This window comes from Leptolyngbya sp. CCNP1308 (assembly GCF_034932455.1).
In the GTDB taxonomy this organism is placed as follows: domain Bacteria; phylum Cyanobacteriota; class Cyanobacteriia; order Phormidesmidales; family Phormidesmidaceae; genus Nodosilinea.
The window spans coordinates 259,756-281,039 of the sequence record NZ_JAYGIH010000073.1 but is presented as its reverse complement, the minus strand read 5'-3'; the positions used below and the strand labels follow the sequence as shown (position 1 = coordinate 281,039).

Sequence of the window (21,284 nt, the reverse complement as noted above, 5' to 3'; positions counted from 1 at the left end):
CTAATTGTGATAGCAAGAAACTGGGGGATCTGATCCCATCAGCAAGATAACTCACCCTATTGAGTTTCGTGGTTATTGCTTTTGCCCAAACCGTTGCCATTGGGTGGGGGGCGGCATGAGAAACTCGTAGGCTCCTGCCGCCTGACCGGGGGCGGCGGTGAGCACAATATCAAACGACAGCGACAGGCGCAGATCGTCGGTGTGGTTTGGCGTCACCCCATGGCGCTGCTTGGCGGGGAAGATGATCAATCGCCCTTCCGTGGGCAGGTACAGCGCCTGATCTTGATTTAGGTAGTTCCACGTTGCGACAATGTCGGTATTCTCGCTGCCCAGGCCGGGGCTGACCTCGTTGGGGCGGGCATCGTCTAAAAAGGTGAGGCAGCCTGCCGCATCGGTGCCTGACTCGGGCACGGTGACGTAGTATACGGCGCTGACGTGGGCGGTGTTGTGGCAGTGGGCACCGACTTCTTGCTGGGGGCGCGACACCACAGGCCAGGCCCGCTGAATGTAGAGGTCGACCTGGCTGAGGTCGAGGCCGAGTTCTTGGAGATAGGCTACCACGTGGGTTTCGACCTGGGCCACCACCCAGTTAAAGCGGGGGTCGGTGTGGACTTTTTCGACGCCGTGGAGATCGCCCGTCCAGGCCATTTCGGGAAAGTTGCGGGGTTCGCTGCCCCTGGCTTCGAGGTCAAGAATGGCTTCGGCTAGGGCTGGGTTGTGCTGGGGGGCATCGGGCAAATCGGCATAGTAGACGGCGAGGGGAAACCAGGTATCGACGGGCATAGCGCAGGGGAATGAAGAGAGAAGAACGAAAAGAGAAGAACGAAGAGAGAAGGAACGAAGAGAGAACAACGAGGGGGAAGGGGCTATTCTGATGGGCTTGACCCCAGGCGGCATTCTTTGGGGCGAAGGGCTGGGTTAATCGGGGGGAATGGGGTTGGCGCGGGTATCTGCCAGATCGTACTGTTGAATCTTGATATGGCTCGACCGACCAGTTTAGGACATTGCTCAGCTTATCAGGCTAGGAGAGGCCAGCGATGGAGTGGATTACGACCCGACCCATTGCCCACCGGGGCCTGCACCAGGGTATGGCGGTGCCAGAGAATTCTCTGGCGGCGTTTGAGGCGGCGATCGCCGCCGACCATCCTATCGAACTCGATGTGCAATTGCTCGCTGATGGCCACCTGGCGGTGTTCCACGATCGCGACTTAAAGCGGCTGACGGGTCAAAAAGTTCGTATTGCTGAGCAAACGTTGGGTACGCTCAAGCGCTATCGCCTCCACGACACCGACCAAACCATTCCTTCCCTGACAGAGGTTTTGGCTTGTGTTGAGGGGCGGGTGCCGCTGCTGATTGAAATTAAAAACAAAAAGAAAGTTGGCCCGCCGGAGCAAGCCCTGGTCAAAACCCTAGACGGCTACCGGGGCGAGTTTGCGGTGCAGTCGTTTAACCCGCGATCGCTCCAGTGGTTTAAGCGCCATGCCCCCGACATCATGCGTGGCCAGTTGGCTAGCAAACCGCAGCAGTTTTTGCGCAGCAACCTGTTGCTCACCTGGGCCAGTGCGCCTCAGTTTATTTCCTACAACGTCAAAGCCTTGCCGACGCTGCCCACTACCCTGGCTCGTCGCTACTTTAACCTGCCGCTGCTGGCCTGGACGGTGCGCTGCCAGGCCGACTGCGATCGCGCCATTCAGTACGCCGACAACTACATTTTTGACCAGTTTTAACCCGGTTTTGGCAGTGTTCTCAGTCAACATTAACGTGCGCCTCATCCCCACTGGAGGCAGGTTGAGTAAATTGTCAAAACGCTCACTGGTATTGCAGAATGTCTCTCTCGATCGAAGGTTTATGGGTTGTAGCCAAGCGTCAGGCGCGGTTGGCGCTATGGTTATTCAGCGCTCGTCAAGCTGTCGCTCCGGTGCCCCCATCGTGGAACCTGGCGAAGCATTCTACCCAAACTGCCGTGGCCCTAAGCATCGATGAAACTCTATCGCAGCCCGCCATTTCCGTCGTTATCCCCGCCCTAAATGAGGCGAAACAGTTGCCAGCGGTGCTAGACACGATCCGCCCTGCTAGCCCGGTGGAGGTGATTGTGGTGGATGGCGGCAGCGCCGATGGTACTGCTGACGTGGCTGAGGCCCAGGGGGCCAGGGTGGTCAAAGCAACTCCGGGGCGATCGCGCCAGCTCAACGGTGGGGCCGCTGCGGCTACAGGATCTATTCTCTTGTTTCTCCATGCCGATACTCGGCTGCCCCAGGGGTTTGACCAGGTTATTCGCCATACCCTCGCCCAGCCGGGGGTGGTGGCCGGGGCCTTTCGCCTCGCCATCAATGGCCCTGGCCGAGGCCTGCGCTGGGTAGAGTGGGGGGTGAATCTGCGATCGCGCCTGCTGCAAATGCCCTACGGCGACCAGGGGTTATTTCTAAAGGCCGAGGTCTTTGACAAAATGGGCGGCTTCCCCGACCTGCCGATGATGGAAGACTTCGAGCTGGTGCGGCGACTGCGCAAAGTGGGGAGGGTGGCGATCGCGCCCAGTGCGGTGGTGACGAGCGATCGTCGCTGGCGCACCCTCGGCATCCTCCGCACCACCCTGGCAAATCAGGCCATGATCGCTGGCTATTTTCTCAGTGTTGATCTACACAAACTTGCCCGCTGGTACCGCCACTTGGGGAAACCCTGCAAATAGCAATTTTGGATTTTGAATTGCCGATTTTGAACAGTGGAAGATGGCTCACCCATCTACCCTGACAGCAACCCCCCACTCAGCCGCTTCATCACCCGACCGGCGATATCGGCGTAGCGCACCTCGCCAGCCAAAATTTGCCCTAGCCGCTGGGTGGCTGTGGGTCGCTTAATGCCCACCCGGTAGCCGATCCCCGGCACGCGAAAGAACAAACCAGCGATGCGTTTGGCCCAGGGCATATCTTCGCCCCAGGTGGCGTGCATGGTGGTGGTGTAGTTAGCCAGAGCTTGGAGGTCGCCACCCAGAGCCGTGTGGATTGCCTCGGCGGCCCGCACGCCGCTGATCATACCGGGGCGAATGCCCTCGGCACTGAGCGGATCGACGATCGCACCCGCTTCGCCCACCAGCACCGCTCGGTGGGTGTGCAGCGGATGGTTGCCATCCCACAGCTTCAGCGGGTGGCTGTAGACCGTGCCCTGGTCAAGGCTGACCCCAAAGGACTGGCTGTATTTTTCTAAAGCTTTTCTATAGTCTGCTGGGGCCTGCCCCAAGAAGGTTGCTGCCCCAATCGAGTAGCCGTCGGATTTGGGGAAGTTCCAGGCGCAGCCCTGCTTGATGAGGCCAAATTCAAAATTGATGGCGCAGTCATTTTCCACAGCGGCAGGCACTTCTAGCACGCTGGCGGTGCGCAGCGTTAAATCGGGAAAGCCTAGCCAATTAGCCATAGGTCCGTTTGCCCCATCGGCGGCGACTAGGTAGGCCGCTTCCAGCGTTCCATCTGTAGTGGAGACCTGCCAGTAGTCACCCCTATTCTCAATGCTGGTGACGGCTGTACCATCCTTGAATTGTGCCCCCAGCTTTTGTGCCTGCTGTACCAAAAAGTGATCAAACACCTCGCGTTTCACCATCCAGATCGGGTCGGCGGTGGTGAGTTCGGCCTCAACGGGGTCACCCAGCTTGTAGGTGTAGCGCACCCGGCGCATGGGGCGATCGATCGCCGAGGTAAAGTCAAAATCAAAGAACTCTGCCACGCTGGGCGACACTGCGCCGCTGCAAGGCTTGTAGCGAGGCAGGACATCTTTTTCCACCATCAGCACCGAGTGCCCCTGCTTGGCCAGGTGGTAGGCGGTCGATGCTCCGGCGGGGCCAGCCCCTACAACAATAACGTCGTACATCGGGTTCTCAAGTCGGTAGATGGGGCCCAGGGGGTTGCCCTCATCCTACCGTTTTAGCGGGTTGAGAAACCCAGCGCCGAAAACAGGTGCCCCCCCTGGGCATTGCGCATTCTAGGAGGCTCAGGGTTAAGTAATCAGGTTGGGACGCGGTGAGATAGAGCCTAGCTCCCGACGACGTTTGCCCCCTGGCGCTGAGCCGTTTATGTTTTTAGGTACTATGCAACGCAATTTCTCTAAAGCTCTCAAAGTTAGTGCGTTGGGCTGTTTGGCCTTGGGCGTGCTGGCTAGCTGCGGTGGCGAAAGCCCCACCGCCACAACCTCTGAGGCAGAACCCACCGAAACCGCCAGCGCCGAGGGCGAAACCGGCACCCTGGTGATTCGCGCCAATGGCGAAGATTTTGTGCGCGAAGGGTTTACCACCAAAGACGGGTGGGAGGTTGAATTTGACAATGTCTACGTGTCTCTGGCCGATATCACCGCTGCCCAGACCGACCCGCCCTTTGACCCTGAGGCAGGCGGCACCCTAGAGGCCAAAGCCGAGGTCAAGGTCGAGGGCACCCAGGTGGTTGATCTGGCCGAGGGCGATGAGAGTGCTGACCCGGTTCTGGTCAGCGAGGTTGAGGCTCCGGCGGGGCGTTTCAATGCCCTGGCCTGGCGCATGGTGCCCGCTGAAAGCGGCCCGTCTGAAGGTTATACCGTTTGGATGCAGGGCAATGCCACCAAAGATGGCGAAGCGATCCCGTTTACCGTCAAGGTAAATGAAGAGCTGTCCTTTACCTGTGGCGATTTTGTCGGCGACGATCGCAAGGGCATTCTCACCGCTGGGGAAGAGGCTGACCTAGAGGCCACCTTCCACTTCGACCACCTGTTTGGCGACGGCGGTGCCCCGGCTGACGATGGCATTAATACCGGTGCCCTGGGCTTTGAGCCCCTGGCGGCCCTGGCCGAAAACGGCGTGGTCGATGTTGATAGCGCTGCCCTTCAGGCAGGACTTTCTGAGGCCGAGTACACTACATTCTTAGGTATACTGCCGAGCCTGGGCCACGTGGGCGAAGGCCACTGTGCAGAAGTTAAGCTGACGACCCTATGAGACTAAACCTGACGGTGGGATTGACCCTAGGATTGGCGGGCTGGGCGTTGCCGGCGATCGCCCATGGCGTGACGGTAGAGCATCGCCAGGTTAGTGCGGTTGAGATCGAGGCTCGGTTTGAAACCGGTGAACCGATGGCCAATGCCCAGGTGTTGGTGTACGCTCCCGGTAACCCTACCGAGCCCTGGCAGCAGGGCAATACCGATGACCAGGGACGGTTTAACTTTGCCCCAGACGTAGCCCAGCCCGGCAGCTGGGAGGTCATGGTGCGCCAGGCGGGCCATGGGGTGCTGACCACCATTCCGGTGGCAGATCCCTCTCTTGAAAACTCTGCTTCTAGCCCTGGGACAGAGGCGGAAGCAGAGTCCAATTCTTTAGTCTCTTCTAGTACTGGCCTATCTCCGGTGCAGCAGGGTATTACGATTGGCTCTGTAATCTGGGGCTTTATCGGCACCGCTTTATTTTTTGCCAGAGGCAAGCGCTAGTGCATATTCCCGACGGAATCTTACCCGCTCAGGTTTGCGCGGCGGGGTATGCGATTACCGGGTTAGCCACCTGGTATTCCCTGCGGCAGATTAACCAGAAGCCTGACCCGACTGCCGAGATCCCGAAGGCGTCGCTGTTGACGGCGGCGTTTTTTGTGGCGTCATCCATCTATATTCCGGTGCCGCCCGCCAGCGTGCACCTGATTTTGAACGGGCTGCTGGGGGTGGTGCTGGGCTATTTTGCCTTTCCGGCGATTCTAATTGGCCTGTTTTTTCAAGCGCTGGTGATCGGCCATGGGGGAATTACAACCCTGGGGGTTAACGCGGCGATGATGGGCCTTCCGGCGTTGTTGGCTTATCACATCTTTCAAAGCCGTAACACTGTAGGTAAGATGCTCAAGGAGCCGACCCGCACGGGTGTGTTTTCTTTTTTGGGCGGTGCCCTGGGTTTGGGGGTTGCGGCCCTGATCTTTCTGGCGCTGATTATTTTCAACATTCCCGCCGAGCTTAACGAGGGGGCGGAGCGGGCGGCGGTGTTGACGCTGTCGGTGGGTCACGTTCCCCTGGCCATTATTGAAGGCATTTTTACGACCATGCTGGTGCTGTTTTTGCGCCGGGTGAAGCCCGAGCTGCTGGAGGGTTAGGCCACTATGGGAGCCGCTAGTCTCGATACCTACGTGCACCGCGAGTCGATGATTCACCGCTGGTCGCCCCGGCTGAAGCTGGTCAGCCTGGTGGCGCTGATGTTTGCCTTTGCTGCCGTGCGGCAGCTGGCCCTGGTGCCCTGGATGCTGGGGCTGGCGGCATTGCTCTACGGGCTTTCGGGACTGCCGATGTCGTTTTTGCGGCAGCGGTTGAGCTATCCGGGGCTATTTATTCTGTCGCTGGTGGTGCTGCTGCCGCTGACGGTGGGCGATACGGTGCTGGGGCAGTGGGGTTGGTTGACCCTTCGCCAGGAGGGGCTGATGGCGACGCTGCTAATTGTGGGGCGATTTTTGTCGATTTTGACCTTGGGGTTTATTTTGCTGGGGACGACGCCGTTTTTGACCCTGCTAAACGCGATGCGATCGCTCGGGCTGCCCACCATCTTGGCGGATATGACACTGCTCTCGTACCGCTACCTGTTTGAAATTGCCGCCATGCTGGCCACCATGCAGCAGGCCATGCGGCTGCGGGGGTTTGGCCAGCGGCGGCAGCGCTGGCTGCGGGTGAACGGCCAAACCATGCAGCAGCTGGCGATGCTGGCCGGCAACTTACTGATTCGCAGCTACGAACAGTCAGAGCGGGTGTACAAGGCGATGCGACTGCGGGGCTACGGCTATGGGGGCAAGGTGGTGGTGGGGCAGAGCGCCGCGACTCAGCCCTGCGCCCTGAGCTGGGGGCTGGCAGCAGGGGTGCTGGCGGCGGCGGTGAGCTTAGTAATCGCTGAAGGACTTTTGCGCCTGTGATGGATATGCCAATGGTGGATTCAATTTCGACTGGGCTTGACCCCTTAGCTCTGGCTCAAAAGCCTCACCAGGAGGCGATCGTGGCTCACGACCTCTGCTTTGGCTACCCCGACCAGCCCGAGGTTCTGGGGAATATTTCGCTGACCATTGGCGAGGGCGATCGCGTCGGCATTATCGGCCACAACGGCTGCGGCAAGACCACTCTGTTTATGCTGCTGTGCGGCGTGCTTACCCCCGCCGCTGGGGTCATTCACCTGTTTGGCGAACCCCTCAAGCCCGGCCAGTTTCGCCCCGAGGTAGGGCTACTGTTTCAAGATCCGGACGATCAGCTGTTCTCGGCCTCGGTGCGCGACGACCTCGCCTTTGGCCCCCAAAACATGGGTCTTGACCCGGCTGAGGTGGCAGCGCGGGTTGCCCAGGCCGCCGATATGGCGGGCATCACCCACCTGCTCGATCGCCTGCCCCACCACCTATCAGGCGGCGAAAAGCAGATGGTGGCGATCGCCGGCCTCCTGGCCATGACTCCCCAGATCATTCTCTACGACGAACCTACCGCCAGCCTAGACCTGCGCACCCGCCGCCGCCTGATTCGCTTTTTGCAAAACTCCAGCGAGACTGTGCTGATCTCCTCCCACGATCTGGAGTTTGTGCTGGAGGTGTGCGATCGCGTCATTCTAATCGACGAGGGCCGCATTATCGCCGACGGCTGCCCCCGCCAGATCATGGGCGATCGGGCGCTGATGGAAGCCCACGGGCTGGAGAAACCCCACTCGCTGATTCCCCATGTTGATCCCCACCACGGGGGGTAGGGGAGTGCAGTCTTTGAATTGAGGTCTCTGAGGTCGGCTTTGCATGTATTCGACGTAGGGGCATTGCACTGCAATGCCCCCACCAGAGGATTCCACCTGACAAATTGTCCTAACTAAATCAACTGCTGCAACATTGCCCGCAATCAAGAAAAAAGGGGTTCTTGCACAAGGCAGGAACCCCTTTCGCTATCTCTCTAGTCTCAACTGGCTAACAGGCTGGCTCTAATCGGGCTTTTTCTCCGGCATCATGCACTTGTCGGAGTCGCAGCCAGCGGGGCCAGCCTCGATCAGCTCGCCGGCGTCATAGCGCGACAGGGCGGCGTGGAAGTTTTCGGTGCCGCGCCGGGCTTCTACCTGCTGCTTGAGGGCCTCGAATGTGGCCTTGTCGATGGGCTCGAAGGGCAGGCGGGGGAAGGTTTGCAGGTCGTCGAACCGGGCCAGCAGGGCGGCGGAAATGTAGCCTTCGTCGTTTTGAATGGTTTGGTAGATGCGCTCGGCCAGCGACTCCAGCTCCGGTTCGCGGAACTCGATGGTGGCCGAGGTGTTGTGGGTGGTGTAGTGCTTCTGCACCTGCATATAGAAGTCGAACTGGGCCGCCGCCGAGAATTTCTCAATGGCGATTTCGTCGGCACCGGGCAGGTTGGCCCAGAGCACCTCGACCGGAATTTCGACCAGCCACTCAGTACAGCGGGGATCAAAGGGATCGTTGAGCAAACCGCCGTTCTCGTCCTTGTCCGACTGGGAGGGCACGATGGAGTAGCCGTAGTCGATGCAGGCCATCGCTACGGGATCATTTTTGCGGAAGGTGATGCGGCGAATGAAGCGCTGGGCCTTAGGGGGGTGCCAGCCGGGGCTAGCGCCCGTGAGCAGCGATTTGGTGCCCGCGGGCTGTACCGTGGTGCAGCGGTTAGGGCGCACCAGGTTGTGGCGATCGCAATATTCCCCCACCACCCGGTGCACAATATCCTTCCACCGAGTCAAAAATTCTTCCTCCCTGGCTTTGAAGTCCAGCCCCTGCATGGTGTCGGGGCGTCCGGCCTCCCACCAGCGCAGCCACTCGACCCCAAAGGCAATCACAAAGAAATCAAACAGCCCGGTGAAGGAGACGCCGACGATCGGGTCTTCCAGGCGCGACTTCTGGTAGCGGGGTTCCTGGAACTGGTGATTTAGAAGCACCGCCACGGACAGGGCGGCGGCGGTGAAGGCGTCCTCTTGATCCTTTAAGTTCTTGGGATCAAGCTGATTGAGGTGGACTTCCGCTAGGTTGCAGTGGAAGTTGGCCCCCAGGATTTCGCCGCAGGGGTTGAGGCCGTAGCGATCGTCGGCTCCGGCCCGCTTTTTCGCTTCCCCGGCCCACTGGATCGCCCCTTCGCCCGAATAAAACTGCTTGCGCACCGAGTCAACGCAGTCTTGCAGGCTGGGCTTGGTGTGAAAGACGCGGGTGTGGTTGGCCATGCGCAGCACGTCGCGCTCGGGGTCGATGCGCCAGTTGCCCTCGGCATCCTGCTGCCAGAGGTTGTCTTTGGCGCTGGCGGCCAGCTCGTCGTTGCTGTCGAACTGGCGCATGCCCGCACTGCGTCGGATGTTGCCTGCCACCACGCAGGCGGCGGCTTCGTCGATTAGCAGACAGCACTCGACCGAGTTGAGCTGGCGACCCAGAGCTTTGTTGAGAATGGTGGCACAGCGATCGTAGAGCAGCGATAGCCGCACGGGGTTAGCCACGCCGCCAAAGCCCTTGAGCTTTTCGCCAGCGGGGCGCACGTCGCGCAGGTCGATGGTGACGTTGACCTCTCCGGTGAAGCGATCGTCGGTGGATAGCTCCAGCAGGGTTTCGTAGGACTTGACCCAGCCCTGGCGGCTGTCGCCCACGCGAATGGTGACCTGGTTGCCCTCGATCGCCACATCGGTAACTTCGTGGCGATCGCCCACAGGAGTTTCGCCGATGTCGCCCGCCATAGTGACAGTGATGCGGTTGCGAATGGTTGGAATTTGGCTGATGTACTTGGGTTCGAGAATTGCCCCGGTGCCGCAGCCCATCATGGCCAGATCCATCATCAGGCCGAAGGCGCGCCAGTCAACCACGTCGGTGCTGGTGCAGTTGTAGGCCCCCGAGAAGTTTTCGGGCTGCTTGCTCCAGGTGGTGCCGCCCACCCACAGCCAGCGCCCCGAGGGTAGCGCCTTGACCTGGCGCTGCATGCGGCTCAGCAAGTCAGCTTCGTCGGTGGTGAGGTTGCCCAGTTCGATGAGGCCAGAGAGAGTGCGATCGCACACCTGATCCCAGGTTTCGCGCTGCCCCTCAACCACCTCGCCCCGACGGCTGTAGGTGCGATAAAACACAGGAAACGCCGCTGGAGCCGCCTCAGGGAATGGCCCCTGCGACCGGGTACGGGGAAGTTCTTGAACCATGGGATCAGCCTTTTGCTAGCAAGAGAGTACGTAGATCGGCGCATTGCCCCAAACCCAGAGGTAGAAACCCGCATGCATCGGCAGATTCTCGCCTGGGCCGAGTAAAGCGCCCCATGGTCGACCATCATAACTGATTATTTTCAGATGTAGTGTCCGATAGTTAACTTTCTCCAGGTAAAGCGCTAAATCTAGAAGCCCCAGCTGCATAAAGTTTAATTCACAACTTGGATCTCAAGTTGTGTTGCAAGGCCAACCCTGATCCCCAGGGTTTTTGTCATTATTAAATTAGGATCCAAAACTTTCTATATAAGCCGTTTCTAAACAATGAGAGGCCCCATGGAAAAAGTATGCTGGGAGCAGTTTAAGCACCGCTACGAAGGCCCCGATGGCCAGCTTAAAGCCTGGGCCGACTACCAGCGGGCCTACCAACAGTGGCGGCGATCGTGCTTAACCGATGCGGCGGCTCTAGGATCAGACCATCTCTAACGTCTACTTCCGTTTTTAGATAGAGGTCTTGACTATCCCTAAGTCATGCCAAAAAAATGGCCGAGAAACTTAAAGTCCCTCGACCCATTTTGCAATGATTTTCCTTGTGTGGCGCTAGGGCTAAATCTAGCTGATGGGTACCGCCACAGCTTCAGTTTCGGCAGCTGCCGCTGTTTGATCGGTGAGTCGCTTGGCTTCTAAGTAGGCGGCTAGCTGTTCCTCAATGTTCTGCCGCACAATCTGGCGGAAGTCGATGAAGTGCTCGGCCTGGGCACATACCGATATGTAGTTGGCGGCCACTGCCGGGTAGCGCCACAGCATAATTGCCAGGTTAATCCAAAACCGCAGGCGGGTTTTGCGTAGCACGCCCTGACGCCACACCACGATCAAAAAGGCGCGAATGGTGACCCAGTTGAGATCGGGGGTACCGGCAGACGTGGCGCGGTTTTTGTAGTTGCGCTTTTGAGCCTCGCCCAGCATCAAAAAGTGGCGGAAGGTGCGGTTGAGCACCGTCAGGGGGTCGTAGAGATCCCAAAACACCTGGATGTATTCTTCGGTGATCTCTTCAATGGGCCGGGTGGGCACAAAGTTCATCAGAGTGGTCTGGTTGATGTCGGCGCTCTTGCTCAGCAGGCGGCCTTCTTTCTCTAAACGGTGAGACAGGGCGGTGTCGGGCAGGGCTTGCAGCATGCTCACCAGCGCGGTAGGGATGGCGGTCTGCTCAACGAATTCGTAAATGCGCCGACCGGCCCCAGACTTTTCGCCGTCGAAGCCGACGATCAGCCCTGCCATCACCCGCAGCCCCGCCTGGGCGATGGAAATCACCGACTCCGAAAGGGGGTCACGCATGTTTTGAAACTTTTTGGTCATATTGAGGCTGTCGTCGTCGGGGGTTTCAATCCCCAAAAAGACGGTGCCGAAGTTGCAGTCAACCATCATCTGCATCAGTTCTGGATCCTGAGCCAAATCTACCGAGGCCTCGGTGGCAAAGGAGAAGGGATAGCCGTGCTCCTCCATCCAGGGTTTCATAGCCTTGAGCAGCAGTTTGACGTTGCGTTTGTTGCCGATGAAGTTGTCATCGACCATGAAAATGCTGCGCCGCCAGCCCAGGTCGTAGAGGCATTGCAGTTCGGCCAGCAGCTGCTCGGGGTCTTTGGTGCGGGGTTTGCGGCCGTAGAGCACAATGATGTCGCAAAACTCGCACTGAAAGGGGCAGCCGCGAGAAAATTGCACCGACATCTCGGCGTAGGCGTCCATCTCCAGCAGGTCGTAGCGGGGCACGGGGGTGCCGGTGACATCAGGCTTTTCGCCGCCGGAGCGGAAGGTGCCGCGCAGGTCGCCCCGTTCCACCGCTTCTACAAACATGGGCAGGGTGATTTCCCCTTCGTCTAGAATCAAAAAGTCGGCCCCAGCGGCTTCAGATTCGTGGGGAATGGCGGTGGGGTAAGGGCCACCGACCGCTACCAGTTTGCCGTAGCGCTTAGCGGTCTGCACGGCGTCTAAAAAGTCTACGCGGTGGACGATCATCGCCGAGATGATGACAATGTCGGCCCAGCGCCATTCGTCGTCGCGCACCTCGCGGACGTTGCGGTCTACCAGCTTGTAATCCCAGGTTTGGGGCAAAATCGCCGCTACGGTCACTAGCCCTAAGGGGGGCAGCTGCGCCTTCAACCCAACCAGCTCCAGGGTTTTATCAAATGACCAAAAGCTTTGGGGAAAGCGGGGATAAACCAGAAGAATGTTCATAGAGACTGTATGGGTATTCTCGCCATGCTACGGGAGTTATCTGAAATAATCAAACGCAAAACTTGAGAATGCGATAAGGCAACAAAAACGATAGAAAAATCTGGGGCGTTAGCTGTCAGGCGATCGCGGGTTAAGTCTCGGCTTGCTCCCGGCCAGATGCTGCGGTCACGCCTCAGTCCTCAAGTTGGTGCACCCATTCCATAGATCAAAGACGTAGGGAAACGGTAGTTAGTTCACGGGCTACCGACGAGCCTGGGCCGCCGCTGGTTTGCCATTGCAGTTATCACAATGCCCACAACTGCCCAATCGCTGCGCTTCGCTGCGAAAGCCGAAGGCCACCAGCAGCGCCTGCCAGCGACAGTGACGGCTGTGGAGAAACTGGTGCATCTGCTGGCTGGCTGACGCCTGCGATCGCATCGGTTGCCCCGGTCGGTTGACGAGCCGGTACTGAAACGGGTTCACCCACTCTAGCTGGCCGACGCTATGCAGCCATGACAGCGAAATCGCCCCGTGCTCAAACCGCTGGCTAATGTCGCCCACGTCTCCCTCGGGCGGAATTTGGGCCACCAGGCGCTGGGCCTTTTGCTGTAGCACCTGGGTTTGGGCCTCGAAGAATTTGGCCCGCTGGCGATCGCCCGGTTCCAGCCAGCCCGTCGGCTCGCTCACCAGGGTCAGGGCCTCAGCCGTTTTACCGTCGCGCCCCGCTCGCCCCACCTCCTGCACGTACTCGGTAATGGTGCAGGGAGCCTGGTAGTGGACAACCCAGCGGGTGTTGGACTTGCTGATCCCCATGCCAAAGGCCGAGGTGCAGACCACAAACTGGAGTTTGTCGGCCATCCAGTCGGCTTCGACCTGGCGGCGATCGCGGCTGCTCAACCCGGCATGGTACGGCGCTACTCGATAGCGATCGCTCAACTGCTGGGCCAGTGCCTCGCTATCTTTGCGAGTGCGCACGTAGACTAACCCCGCCTGGTTGAGGTGCTGCTCTAGGTAGCGCTTCAGTGCACCCTTGCGCTGGCCCTCGCTGACCACAGCCTTCACCCGCAGATTTAAGTTAGGCCGGTGGGGGGTGAGCCGCACCACCTGGGGCGACTGGAGCTGGAGCACCTCGCGCAGAACAGTCTGGGCGGTGGGGTCGGCGGTGGCGGTGAAGGCGGCAATGGGCAGGGTGCTGCCGGGTGGGCGGCAGTCTAGCAGCGCTTTTCGCACCGCCCCCAGGCGGCGATAGGCGGGGCGAAAGGTTTCTCCCCACTGAACGAGGCAGTGGGCCTCATCCAAAATTAACCCGTTGATCTGGAGCCGGGGCTGGCACAGCCGTTCCCACACAGGCGGGCTGAGTAGAGTTTCGGGGGAGACGTAGAGCAGCCGCAGTTCTTGACGCTCTAGAGCCCTGAGGGTGCGGTGGCGCTGGGGCGCTGGCAACTGGCTGTGGAGAGTGGCGGCGAGCAGAGCTTTATCGCGCAGATCTTGCACCTGATTTTCCATCAGGGCCACTAGGGGCGATACCACCAGCGTCAGGCCCGACTGAAGCAGTGCCGGTAGCTGAAAACAAATAGATTTCCCGCCGCCGGTCGGCAGCACCACCAAAACATCGCGATGGTTGAGCAAGGCCCGAATAATCGCATCCTGGGGCGGGCGAAAGTCGCTGTAGCCCCAAATCTGCTGAAACGCCTGGAGCACTTCGGCCCAGGCTACGGACTGTTCTGCCATAGCCACATCCTGAATCGTGCCTTCAGAATGCCCAGGTCAGCGTCGTAATTAATTGATACAGCCCAAACGCAATGTCGGGGATCGAGCTTAGCCCGATCCCCGATCTTATGGCCGGTCTACGTCTGCTCTAGGGGAGCCTTCGCAGACCACGGTTTACCCCAAGTCTCTATTCAAAGATGAAGGGGAAGTTGTAGCCTACGCCTAGGCCGATACCCAGGGCAAAGCCGCTGGTCAGACGGAAATTGGCCACCCCATTTAGGGTAAAGTCACGGGAGATGGGGACATCAGCGCCCGCATTCACCAGCAGGCCGATATCGCCACTGGTGGGAATTTCAACCCCAGCACCCACGTAGGGCTGAGCCCGGAAACCGCCGTAGCTAACGGTGTTGAAGTTGTAGGTCACCGGAATTGTGAAGCCCCAGCGATCGTTGGTGGCGGTGGCCCCAGCCCGCACCGAGAAGCGAGGCCCGAGGGAAATTTTGCTGATGATGTTGAAGCCAAAGCTAGACAGCGCGCTATTACCGCGATTGCCGATGCCAATATTGCCCCCCACGCCCAGGTAAGCGGGAGTGATTTCGTAGGCGGGGCGGGTGCTCTGGGCCAGGTCGATAGAATCGCTGGCGGCGGGAGCGGTCTCAACGGTGGCGGCCATCAGAGCCGACTCAATGTCGGCGGTGGCGAACAGGCCGTTGTCAGCGGTTAGGGGCTCGGCCTCGGGCAGGGCCAGCAGGCTGGCGTCAGATGGGGCTGGGGCGATCGCCTCTGCGGTGGGCATTTCAGCCGTAGCGGGCACTTCAGCCGTAGCGGGCGCTTCAGCAGTGACCGCTACGTCGGTGATCACAGGCTCGGCGGTGGCTTCGACCGTACCGTCTACTGCCTCAACAACAGGATTTGGGGCCAGCTCCAGCTCGGCCAGGGGGGTGTCGGCTAGGGCAGGGGCAGCCATACCGGCTACAGCCGCCAGGCCCAGAGCCAGGGAAACTTGCTTGAGATACGCCATGATTTCGTTCACTCCTCAGATTTTTAATAGTCAAGACTCATTGGCCCAAAGCCAACGATTGATCGCTCTTGAAATCGCAATGCCGTAGTCAGATTCAGGAAAGTTAAAACTATTCCCGTTGCTACAGATTCACACACCACATGTGCCTCTGAAATTGGCTGAATTGTACCACCTTCACCCTAAAGACGAGGCTATGTTGACAACATTTTGCACCTACCTACGATAGATGCGACTCTACATTAAGGCAGATCAATCAGAAGGACGATCAGCATTTTGGAACATTGGCCCTAACTCTACGGGCTGACCATCTGCTGAACGATGAGACTGGCCAACCGAGGTAAAATCTGCCGATTTTTGCTGTGCTCAGGGCCTTCGGTGAAGGCTACCAGCAGGCCGGGATCGCCGCTGGGTAGTTCAAAGTAGGCGCTATCGTGGCGCACTTTGCTGGTATACCCCGCCTTTGAATAGAGCCGAGTGCCAGGGAGGAAGCCTTCCCCCAGAAAACCTCTGAACTGATCTTCTTCGCCGGGTTCTGGTAAGGCAGTGGGACGGGGACGGGCCATCAGAGAGAGCATGGTCTGCGATCGCGCCGCCGATACCGCCACGCCACCCGCAATGCTATGAATCAGTCGGGCCACGGCGTTGGTAGTCAGGTAATTGCGGTTCTCGTAGTGCTCGCCCACAAATGCTCGCTCGCGACCGTAGGGGCCATCGCCCCAGGGCTTCTGGTTTACATTCACTCCCACTAGCTCGGGCCACTGGAGCGACTGAAAAAAGCGGTTAACAATATTGCGCTGGTAGCACCAGGTTTCAAAGGGGCCAGGGGGCAGCTCCGGGCCGCTGGTGGTGCCGCTGAGCATATCGACCACTAGGGCCGTGGCGTCATTGCTAGAGTCCACAATCATGTCCTTCAGCGCCCGATCAAGCTCTGCCGAGGGGGGGATCATCCCCTGCTCAACCCACTCGTGGGCGGCCACCAAATAAAATAGCTTCACCACGCTGGCCGGGTAAATCAGCTCAACTCCCCGGTAGCTGGCCCCCCGAGGGCGGTGCTGCCAAAAATCGTCGGCACTTAAGGCTCCGCCGGTATTGACGATGTAGGGCGGGTCATACACTACCCAGGTCACGGCAATTTGAGTCGGCGTCAGCGAAAACTCGGCGCGCACCTGCTCTAGCATCTGCTCTAGGGCCATTTGCAGGTCAGGGGCGGGGGCAAAAAATGTCGTCATGGCCGGGGCTTGTGTTCTGGGTAACCGCTTGGGGGTCAAATCATCCTTCACCATAGCGGGGATGGGGCTGAGGGAGTGATGCTCTGAGCTTTTCCGGGTGATCTGGGACGGATGTTGTGGTCGCGATCGCAAAATGAGCGCCTGATACTCGGTCTCCGTGAAGGGAAATCTGGGGCTCAGACCGGGCGTAATTGGATTTCTAAAAGGCCAGTGATCTGTTCCCTACCCTTCGTAACCCTTGCGCCTGTTGAGTTTCGCTTGACCATGACCAATTCTTTCTGAGGGGAAAGCTGATGCAGATTAAACGCCGCGAGGTGGGGTTGACCGTAGACGACAGCCTGATGCGGCTTTATGTAGTGGAGCCCAACCAGCCTGGGCCGTATCCCGGCATTCTGTTCTATTCAGATATTTACCAGCTGGGGGGGCCGATTCTGCGGCTGGCCGATCGCTTGGCCGGGTACGGCTACGTGGTGGCGGCTCCAGAGATCTTTCATCGGCTAGAGCCCCTCGGCACCGTGATTGAACCGAATGATCTGGGTCGCCTGCGGGGCAACGATGCCGCCGGCCGCACAGAAGTTGCCCACTACGATGCCGATGCGACGGCGGCGCTGGACTGGCTTCAGGGCTCAGACGCCGTCGCCCCTGGCCAGCTAGGGACGCTGGGCTTTTGCATTGGCGGTCATCTGGCCTGCCGGGCGGCGCTGAACCCTGGGGTCAAGGCGGCGGTGTGCTGCTATCCGACGGGGATCCACAGCGGTAAGCTGGGCAAAGACCAGGCCAACACCCTGGAGCGCCTGGGCGATCTCAAGGCCCGTCTGCTGCTGATTTTTGGGGATCAAGATCCCCATGTGCCCGCCGAGGGACGCGATACGATTCTCAGTGCTCTAGCCGTCGCCAAAGTTGAGCACAAACCCCTGATTTACCCCGCCAACCACACCTTCATGCGCGACGATGGCTATCGCTATGACCCCGCCGCTACCGACGCGGCCTGGGCTGAGGTGATACGCTTCTTAGCCAGGAGTTTTGGCACCGCCGTACCGCCGGGCTCAAATTCTTGACGGTGGGCTGGGTATGTTAGGTCATGGCTGGGGGCAGGCATTCTGTGCAAATCGCAACGTTCTGTTCTATGACCTGAGGTATGCGGTTAGAGTAATGAGGTGTTTAGTAGGTTCGCTAACGCCTCGGCGAGAGGGTGTTGCGGGGAGCGGTTCCTCGACCGGCCGCTCTTGGTAGACTAAGCCCTGCATTACTCCTCAACTTACCCAGGCGGCTGACTGCGCCCACTGCCGTTTCATCTGCCACGCTTGAGTAGGGTTCCTATGGCACCTCAAATCGATGGCCTCTCCGGGCCGGTCTTCAACCAACGCAGTATGATCACTGCGCTGTCCCTGGCCAACCAAAGCAGTTCTCTGACCAACCGGGTGCGCGATCTGCCCACGCCGCAGTTTATTAGCCTGCTCGACCAAATTACGGCGGAGTTCGAGCATTTTCTGCGCGCCATCGACATGATCAACAACGAGTCGTTGGAGGTCATGCTGGAGCAAATTTTAGAGGCGTTTACCCTCAAAATTGGCCAGATTCTTCAGGCTGAGCGCACCACTATCTTCATGGTGGATCAGGAGAAGCAGGAGCTGTGGTCGAAGATTGCCCAGGGGGATGGGGAGCGATCGCTCGAAATTCGCGTGCCCATGGGCAAGGGCATCTCGGGCTACGTGGCCACCAACGTCACGCCACTGAATATCCCCGACGCCTACGCCGACGATCGCTTTGACAGCACCTACGACCAAAAGCATGGCTACCGCACTCGCAGCATTCTCTGCATGCCGGTGCTGAGCAAAAAAACCGACAATATTGTGGCGGTGGTGCAGCTGCTCAACAAGCTCAACCACACCCCCTTCGACGAGCAAGACGAGCGCCACTTCAAAGAGTTTGCCGAGTCTCTAGGGGTCATTCTCGAAAGCTGCAACTCGTTTTATATTGCGGCCCGCAACCAAAAAGGGGTAGCTGCCCTGCTCAAGGCGATTTCGTCTTTAGAGCAGAGCTTAGATCTAGAGAAAACTCTGCAATCGGTGATGGGCGAGGCCCGCCAGCTGATGCAGGCCGATCGCAGCACCCTCTGGCTGATCGACGAAGAGAGTGGCGAACTGTGGTCGAAGGTCAAATCTGGAGACGGCAAATCGCTGGTAGAGCTGCGGATTCCTAGCGACACGGGCATTGTGGGCCATGTGGCTACCACAGGCGAGGTCTTAAACATCCCCGATGCCTACCAAGATCCCCGCTTCAACCCCGACGCCGACAAGCGCACCGGCTACCGCACCCGCAATATTCTCTGCATGCCGGTGTTTGACTCGGGCGGCAAGCTAATAGCCGTCACCCAGCTAATTAACAAAGCCCAGGGTACCTTCACCACCTCCGACGAAGCCTTCATGCGGGCCTTCAACATTCAGGCCGGGGTCGCCCTCGAAAATGCCAAACTGTTTGAGAGCGTGCTGGTCGAAAAACAGTACCAAAAAGACATTCTGCAAAGCCTCTCCGATGCGGTGATCTCCACCGATATGGAGGGGCGCATTGTCACCATCAACGATGCGGCCCTGGAGCTAATCGGCTGCCCGGAAGACACCGACCACAGCCGCACGATTCGCGATCGCTGGGGCACCGCTCTGCTCCACCGCCCGGTGTGGGAGGCGATCCCCATCGAGAGCCTGCGGTTTCGCCTCGAAGATAGCCTCGGCAAAGGGGCGCGCCACTACGTGCCGGAGCAGAGTCTGCGGGTGGCGATCGCCCCTGGCCCCGGCACCGAGCTAGACCCCGTCTCTGAGCTGGCCCTGCCCGACAGCGACAACCCCGATCTCTACCGCCCCTGGGGCGATCCGACCGCAACTCCGGTGCCTAAAGAGGTAGTGCAAGGCATTGAGCGCAGCATCAATCTCACCGTCAACCCTCTGACTAACCCCGAGGGCGGCGTGCTGGGCGGCCTACTGGTGCTCGAAGACATCAGCCAAGAAAAGCGGATGAAGAGCACCCTCTACCGCTACATGACCCCCGGCGTGGCCGAGCGGGTGATGGCCCTGGGCGACGATCTGCTGATGAAGGGCGAGCGCAAAGATGTCACCGTGCTCTTCTCAGATATTCGCGGCTACACCACCCTGACCGAAGACCTGGAAGCCGATAAGGTCGTTGAGATGCTCAACGCCTACTTCGAAACCATGGTGGAGTCGGTGTTTCACTTCGAGGGCACCCTCGACAAGTTCATTGGCGACGCGCTGATGGCGGTATTTGGTGCGCCCCTACCCCTCACCAACCACGCCTGGGCCGCCGTGCAGAGTGCCCTCGACATGCGGCGACGACTGGCCAAGTTTAACGATGAACGCGATGTTTTAGGACAGCCCAAAATTCGGATCGGCATTGGTGTCAGCTCTGGCGAAGTAGTCTCGGGCAATATCGGCTCCCAGCGCAAGATGGAGTACACCGTGATTGGCGACGGGGTCAACCTCAGCTCCCGCCTGGAGGGGGTGACCAAAGAGTACGGCTGTGACATTGTGATCAGCGAGTACACCTACGCCCTCTGCGCCGATCGCATCTGGGCCAGGGAACTAGACCGTACCCAGGTCAAAGGCAAACAGCGGGCCGTGGGCATCTACGAACTCATCGACCAGCGCGACACCCCCCTCACCGCCGACACCGAAGCCTTTCTCGATCTCTACGCCCAGGCCCGCAGCGCCTACACCGCGATGCAGTTTCAGCAGGCCCTCGGCCTCTTTGAGCAGGCCCAGCAGATGCGGCCTGAGGACAAAGCCGTGACCGTGCACCTGAGCCGCGCCCGGCAATACCTGGTGCAGCCGCCCCCCGAAGATTGGGATGGGGTCTATATCATGACCACAAAGTAGTGCCAGTCCCCCTGGCCCCGACGGGCAGAGCGGGGCTGCCCCGCTCTGCCCACCTATCGCAGCGGTCGCAAACCCGGTAGGATGGAGGATGTGTTCAAAAGGACACATTTAGGTCATTCTGTCGCCGTTGAGCCCGCGCATGTCTCTGTTTGACTGGTTTGCCAATCGCCGTAAGTCAGGCCCCATTAGCGAAGACCGCCAGGAGCGGGAAATTGCCGACGGTCTGTGGACGAAGTGTGAGCACTGCGACGTCCTCACCTACACCAAGGATTTGCGCACGAATCAGTGGGTGTGTGGCGACTGTGGTCATCACCACCGCATCTTTAGCGATGAGCGCATTCGCCAGCTAATCGACGCTAACACCTGGCAGCCCCTCGACGCCCACATTCAGCCCCAGGATCCGCTCAAATTCAAAGATCGCAAGGGCTACGGCGATCGCCTGCGCGATACCCAGGCCAAGACCAAACTCACGGACGCCGTGCAAACTGGGCTGGGCGACCTCGACGGCCTGCCTGTTGCCCTCGGCGTGATGGACTTTCGCTTCATGGGCGGCAGTATGGGCTCGGTGGTGGGCGAAAAACTCACCCGCATGATCGAGCGCGGCACCGCCACCGGCCGCCCAGTGATTATTGTCTGTGCCTCCGGCGGTGCCCGCATGCAGGAGGGCATGCTCAGCCTGATGCAGATGGCCAAAATTTCGGGGGCGCTGCAGCAGCACCAGGCGGCTAAGCTGCTCTACATGCCGGTGCTCACCCACCCCACCACGGGCGGTGTCACCGCTAGCTTTGCCATGCTGGGCGACATTATTCTGGCCGAGCCTAAGGCCACCATCGGCTTTGCCGGTCGCCGCGTTGTCGAACAAACCCTGCGCGAGAAACTGCCCGACAATTTTCAAACCGCCGAGTATTTGCGCGAACACGGCTTTGTCGACTCGATTGTGCCGCGCACTCAGCTCAAGCAGACCCTGGCCCAGCTGATTCGCCTGCACCAGCCGGTCGCTGCCCCGGCCGCTGGCGATAGCCATAACCCCTGGACTAACGGCCTCAGTGCCGCAGGGCCAACCCCCATTGGCGTCGATTTATAACGGTAAACATTGGGAATGGCCCCCTTCGGTGGCATTATAGACATTA

18 protein-coding genes are annotated in these 21,284 nt (G+C 59.4%); 11 read left to right on the top strand and 7 right to left on the bottom strand.

The annotated features are described in order from the left end of the window. Positions 1 to 72: 72 nt before the first annotated feature. Positions 73 to 783 (bottom strand): TIGR02466 family protein, encoded by a 711-nt coding sequence (locus tag VB780_RS18005; RefSeq protein ID WP_323352557.1) that lies wholly within the window; start codon positions 781 to 783, stop codon positions 73 to 75. A 254-nt stretch (positions 784 to 1,037) separates the two neighbouring features. On the opposite strand from VB780_RS18005, the gene VB780_RS18000 reads away from it, so the two are divergent. Continuing rightward, positions 1,038 to 1,727 (top strand): glycerophosphodiester phosphodiesterase family protein, encoded by a 690-nt coding sequence (locus VB780_RS18000; protein ID WP_323352556.1) that lies wholly within the window; start codon positions 1,038 to 1,040, stop codon positions 1,725 to 1,727. Positions 1,728 to 1,825: 98 nt separating this feature from the next. Then, complete coding sequence (locus VB780_RS17995) at positions 1,826 to 2,686, top strand: TIGR04283 family arsenosugar biosynthesis glycosyltransferase (RefSeq protein ID WP_323352555.1); 861 nt, start codon at positions 1,826 to 1,828, stop codon at positions 2,684 to 2,686. A 53-nt stretch (positions 2,687 to 2,739) separates the two neighbouring features. Here VB780_RS17995 and VB780_RS17990 read toward each other — a convergent pair whose 3' ends face one another. Then, the gene (locus VB780_RS17990; protein ID WP_323352554.1) at positions 2,740 to 3,858 is read right to left on the bottom strand and encodes a geranylgeranyl reductase family protein; all 1,119 of its coding nucleotides are present in this window, start codon (positions 3,856 to 3,858) and stop codon (positions 2,740 to 2,742) included. 217 nt (positions 3,859 to 4,075) lie between these two features. On the opposite strand from VB780_RS17990, the gene VB780_RS17985 reads away from it, so the two are divergent. From VB780_RS17985 to VB780_RS17965, 5 genes are read left to right on the top strand one after another with little or no spacing between them, the layout of a single operon-like run. After that, positions 4,076 to 4,948: a DUF4382 domain-containing protein gene (locus VB780_RS17985; RefSeq protein ID WP_323352553.1), complete on the top strand. Its 873-nt coding sequence runs from the start codon at positions 4,076 to 4,078 to the stop codon at positions 4,946 to 4,948. Continuing rightward, positions 4,945 to 5,433 (top strand): carboxypeptidase regulatory-like domain-containing protein, encoded by a 489-nt coding sequence (locus tag VB780_RS17980; protein WP_323352552.1) that lies wholly within the window; start codon positions 4,945 to 4,947, stop codon positions 5,431 to 5,433. Before VB780_RS17985 ends, VB780_RS17980 begins: the two co-directional genes overlap by 4 nt. After that, positions 5,433 to 6,077, top strand: coding sequence for a cobalt transporter CbiM (cbiM, locus tag VB780_RS17975; RefSeq protein WP_323352551.1), 645 nt, complete (start codon positions 5,433 to 5,435; stop codon positions 6,075 to 6,077). Before VB780_RS17980 ends, cbiM begins: the two co-directional genes overlap by 1 nt. A gap of 6 nt (positions 6,078 to 6,083) precedes the next feature. Further along, on the top strand, positions 6,084 to 6,881 hold the full coding sequence (gene cbiQ, locus VB780_RS17970) for a cobalt ECF transporter T component CbiQ (RefSeq protein WP_323352550.1): 798 nt from the start codon (positions 6,084 to 6,086) through the stop codon (positions 6,879 to 6,881). Positions 6,882 to 6,892: 11 nt separating this feature from the next. Next, positions 6,893 to 7,690 carry an energy-coupling factor ABC transporter ATP-binding protein gene (locus tag VB780_RS17965; protein WP_323352549.1) on the top strand — a complete coding sequence of 266 codons (798 nt, stop codon included), beginning with the start codon at positions 6,893 to 6,895 and terminating at the stop codon, positions 7,688 to 7,690. A 222-nt stretch (positions 7,691 to 7,912) separates the two neighbouring features. Here the strand turns inward: VB780_RS17965 and nrdJ are convergent, their stop codons facing one another. Continuing rightward, positions 7,913 to 10,096 carry a ribonucleoside-triphosphate reductase, adenosylcobalamin-dependent gene (gene nrdJ / locus VB780_RS17960; protein ID WP_323352548.1) on the bottom strand — a complete coding sequence of 728 codons (2,184 nt, stop codon included), beginning with the start codon at positions 10,094 to 10,096 and terminating at the stop codon, positions 7,913 to 7,915. 336 nt (positions 10,097 to 10,432) lie between these two features. On the opposite strand from nrdJ, the gene VB780_RS17955 reads away from it, so the two are divergent. Then, positions 10,433 to 10,582 (top strand): hypothetical protein, encoded by a 150-nt coding sequence (locus VB780_RS17955; protein ID WP_323352547.1) that lies wholly within the window; start codon positions 10,433 to 10,435, stop codon positions 10,580 to 10,582. 126 nt (positions 10,583 to 10,708) lie between these two features. On the opposite strand, the gene VB780_RS17950 is transcribed toward VB780_RS17955, so the two are convergent. The 4 genes from VB780_RS17950 to VB780_RS17935 form a co-directional block, all read right to left on the bottom strand. Beyond that, a complete protein-coding gene (locus VB780_RS17950; RefSeq protein WP_323352546.1) occupies positions 10,709 to 12,328 on the bottom strand; it encodes a B12-binding domain-containing radical SAM protein in 1,620 nt (539 codons plus the stop codon). 240 nt (positions 12,329 to 12,568) lie between these two features. Continuing rightward, positions 12,569 to 14,038, bottom strand: coding sequence for an ATP-dependent DNA helicase RecQ (locus VB780_RS17945; RefSeq protein ID WP_323352545.1), 1,470 nt, complete (start codon positions 14,036 to 14,038; stop codon positions 12,569 to 12,571). Positions 14,039 to 14,204: 166 nt separating this feature from the next. Continuing rightward, complete coding sequence (locus tag VB780_RS17940) at positions 14,205 to 15,038, bottom strand: hypothetical protein (RefSeq protein ID WP_323352544.1); 834 nt, start codon at positions 15,036 to 15,038, stop codon at positions 14,205 to 14,207. 293 nt (positions 15,039 to 15,331) lie between these two features. Then, positions 15,332 to 16,267, bottom strand: coding sequence for a serine hydrolase (locus VB780_RS17935; protein ID WP_323352543.1), 936 nt, complete (start codon positions 16,265 to 16,267; stop codon positions 15,332 to 15,334). A 293-nt stretch (positions 16,268 to 16,560) separates the two neighbouring features. Here VB780_RS17935 and VB780_RS17930 point away from each other — a divergent pair, with 293 nt between their 5' ends. From VB780_RS17930 to accD, 3 genes are all read left to right on the top strand, one after another. After that, entirely contained in the window at positions 16,561 to 17,325 is a 765-nt protein-coding gene (locus tag VB780_RS17930; protein WP_323352542.1) for a dienelactone hydrolase family protein, read from the top strand. A 261-nt stretch (positions 17,326 to 17,586) separates the two neighbouring features. Then, positions 17,587 to 20,154: a GAF domain-containing protein gene (locus tag VB780_RS17925; protein WP_323352541.1), complete on the top strand. Its 2,568-nt coding sequence runs from the start codon at positions 17,587 to 17,589 to the stop codon at positions 20,152 to 20,154. A gap of 139 nt (positions 20,155 to 20,293) precedes the next feature. Beyond that, positions 20,294 to 21,238 (top strand): acetyl-CoA carboxylase, carboxyltransferase subunit beta, encoded by a 945-nt coding sequence (accD, locus tag VB780_RS17920; RefSeq protein WP_323352540.1) that lies wholly within the window; start codon positions 20,294 to 20,296, stop codon positions 21,236 to 21,238. Positions 21,239 to 21,284: the final 46 nt, after the last annotated feature.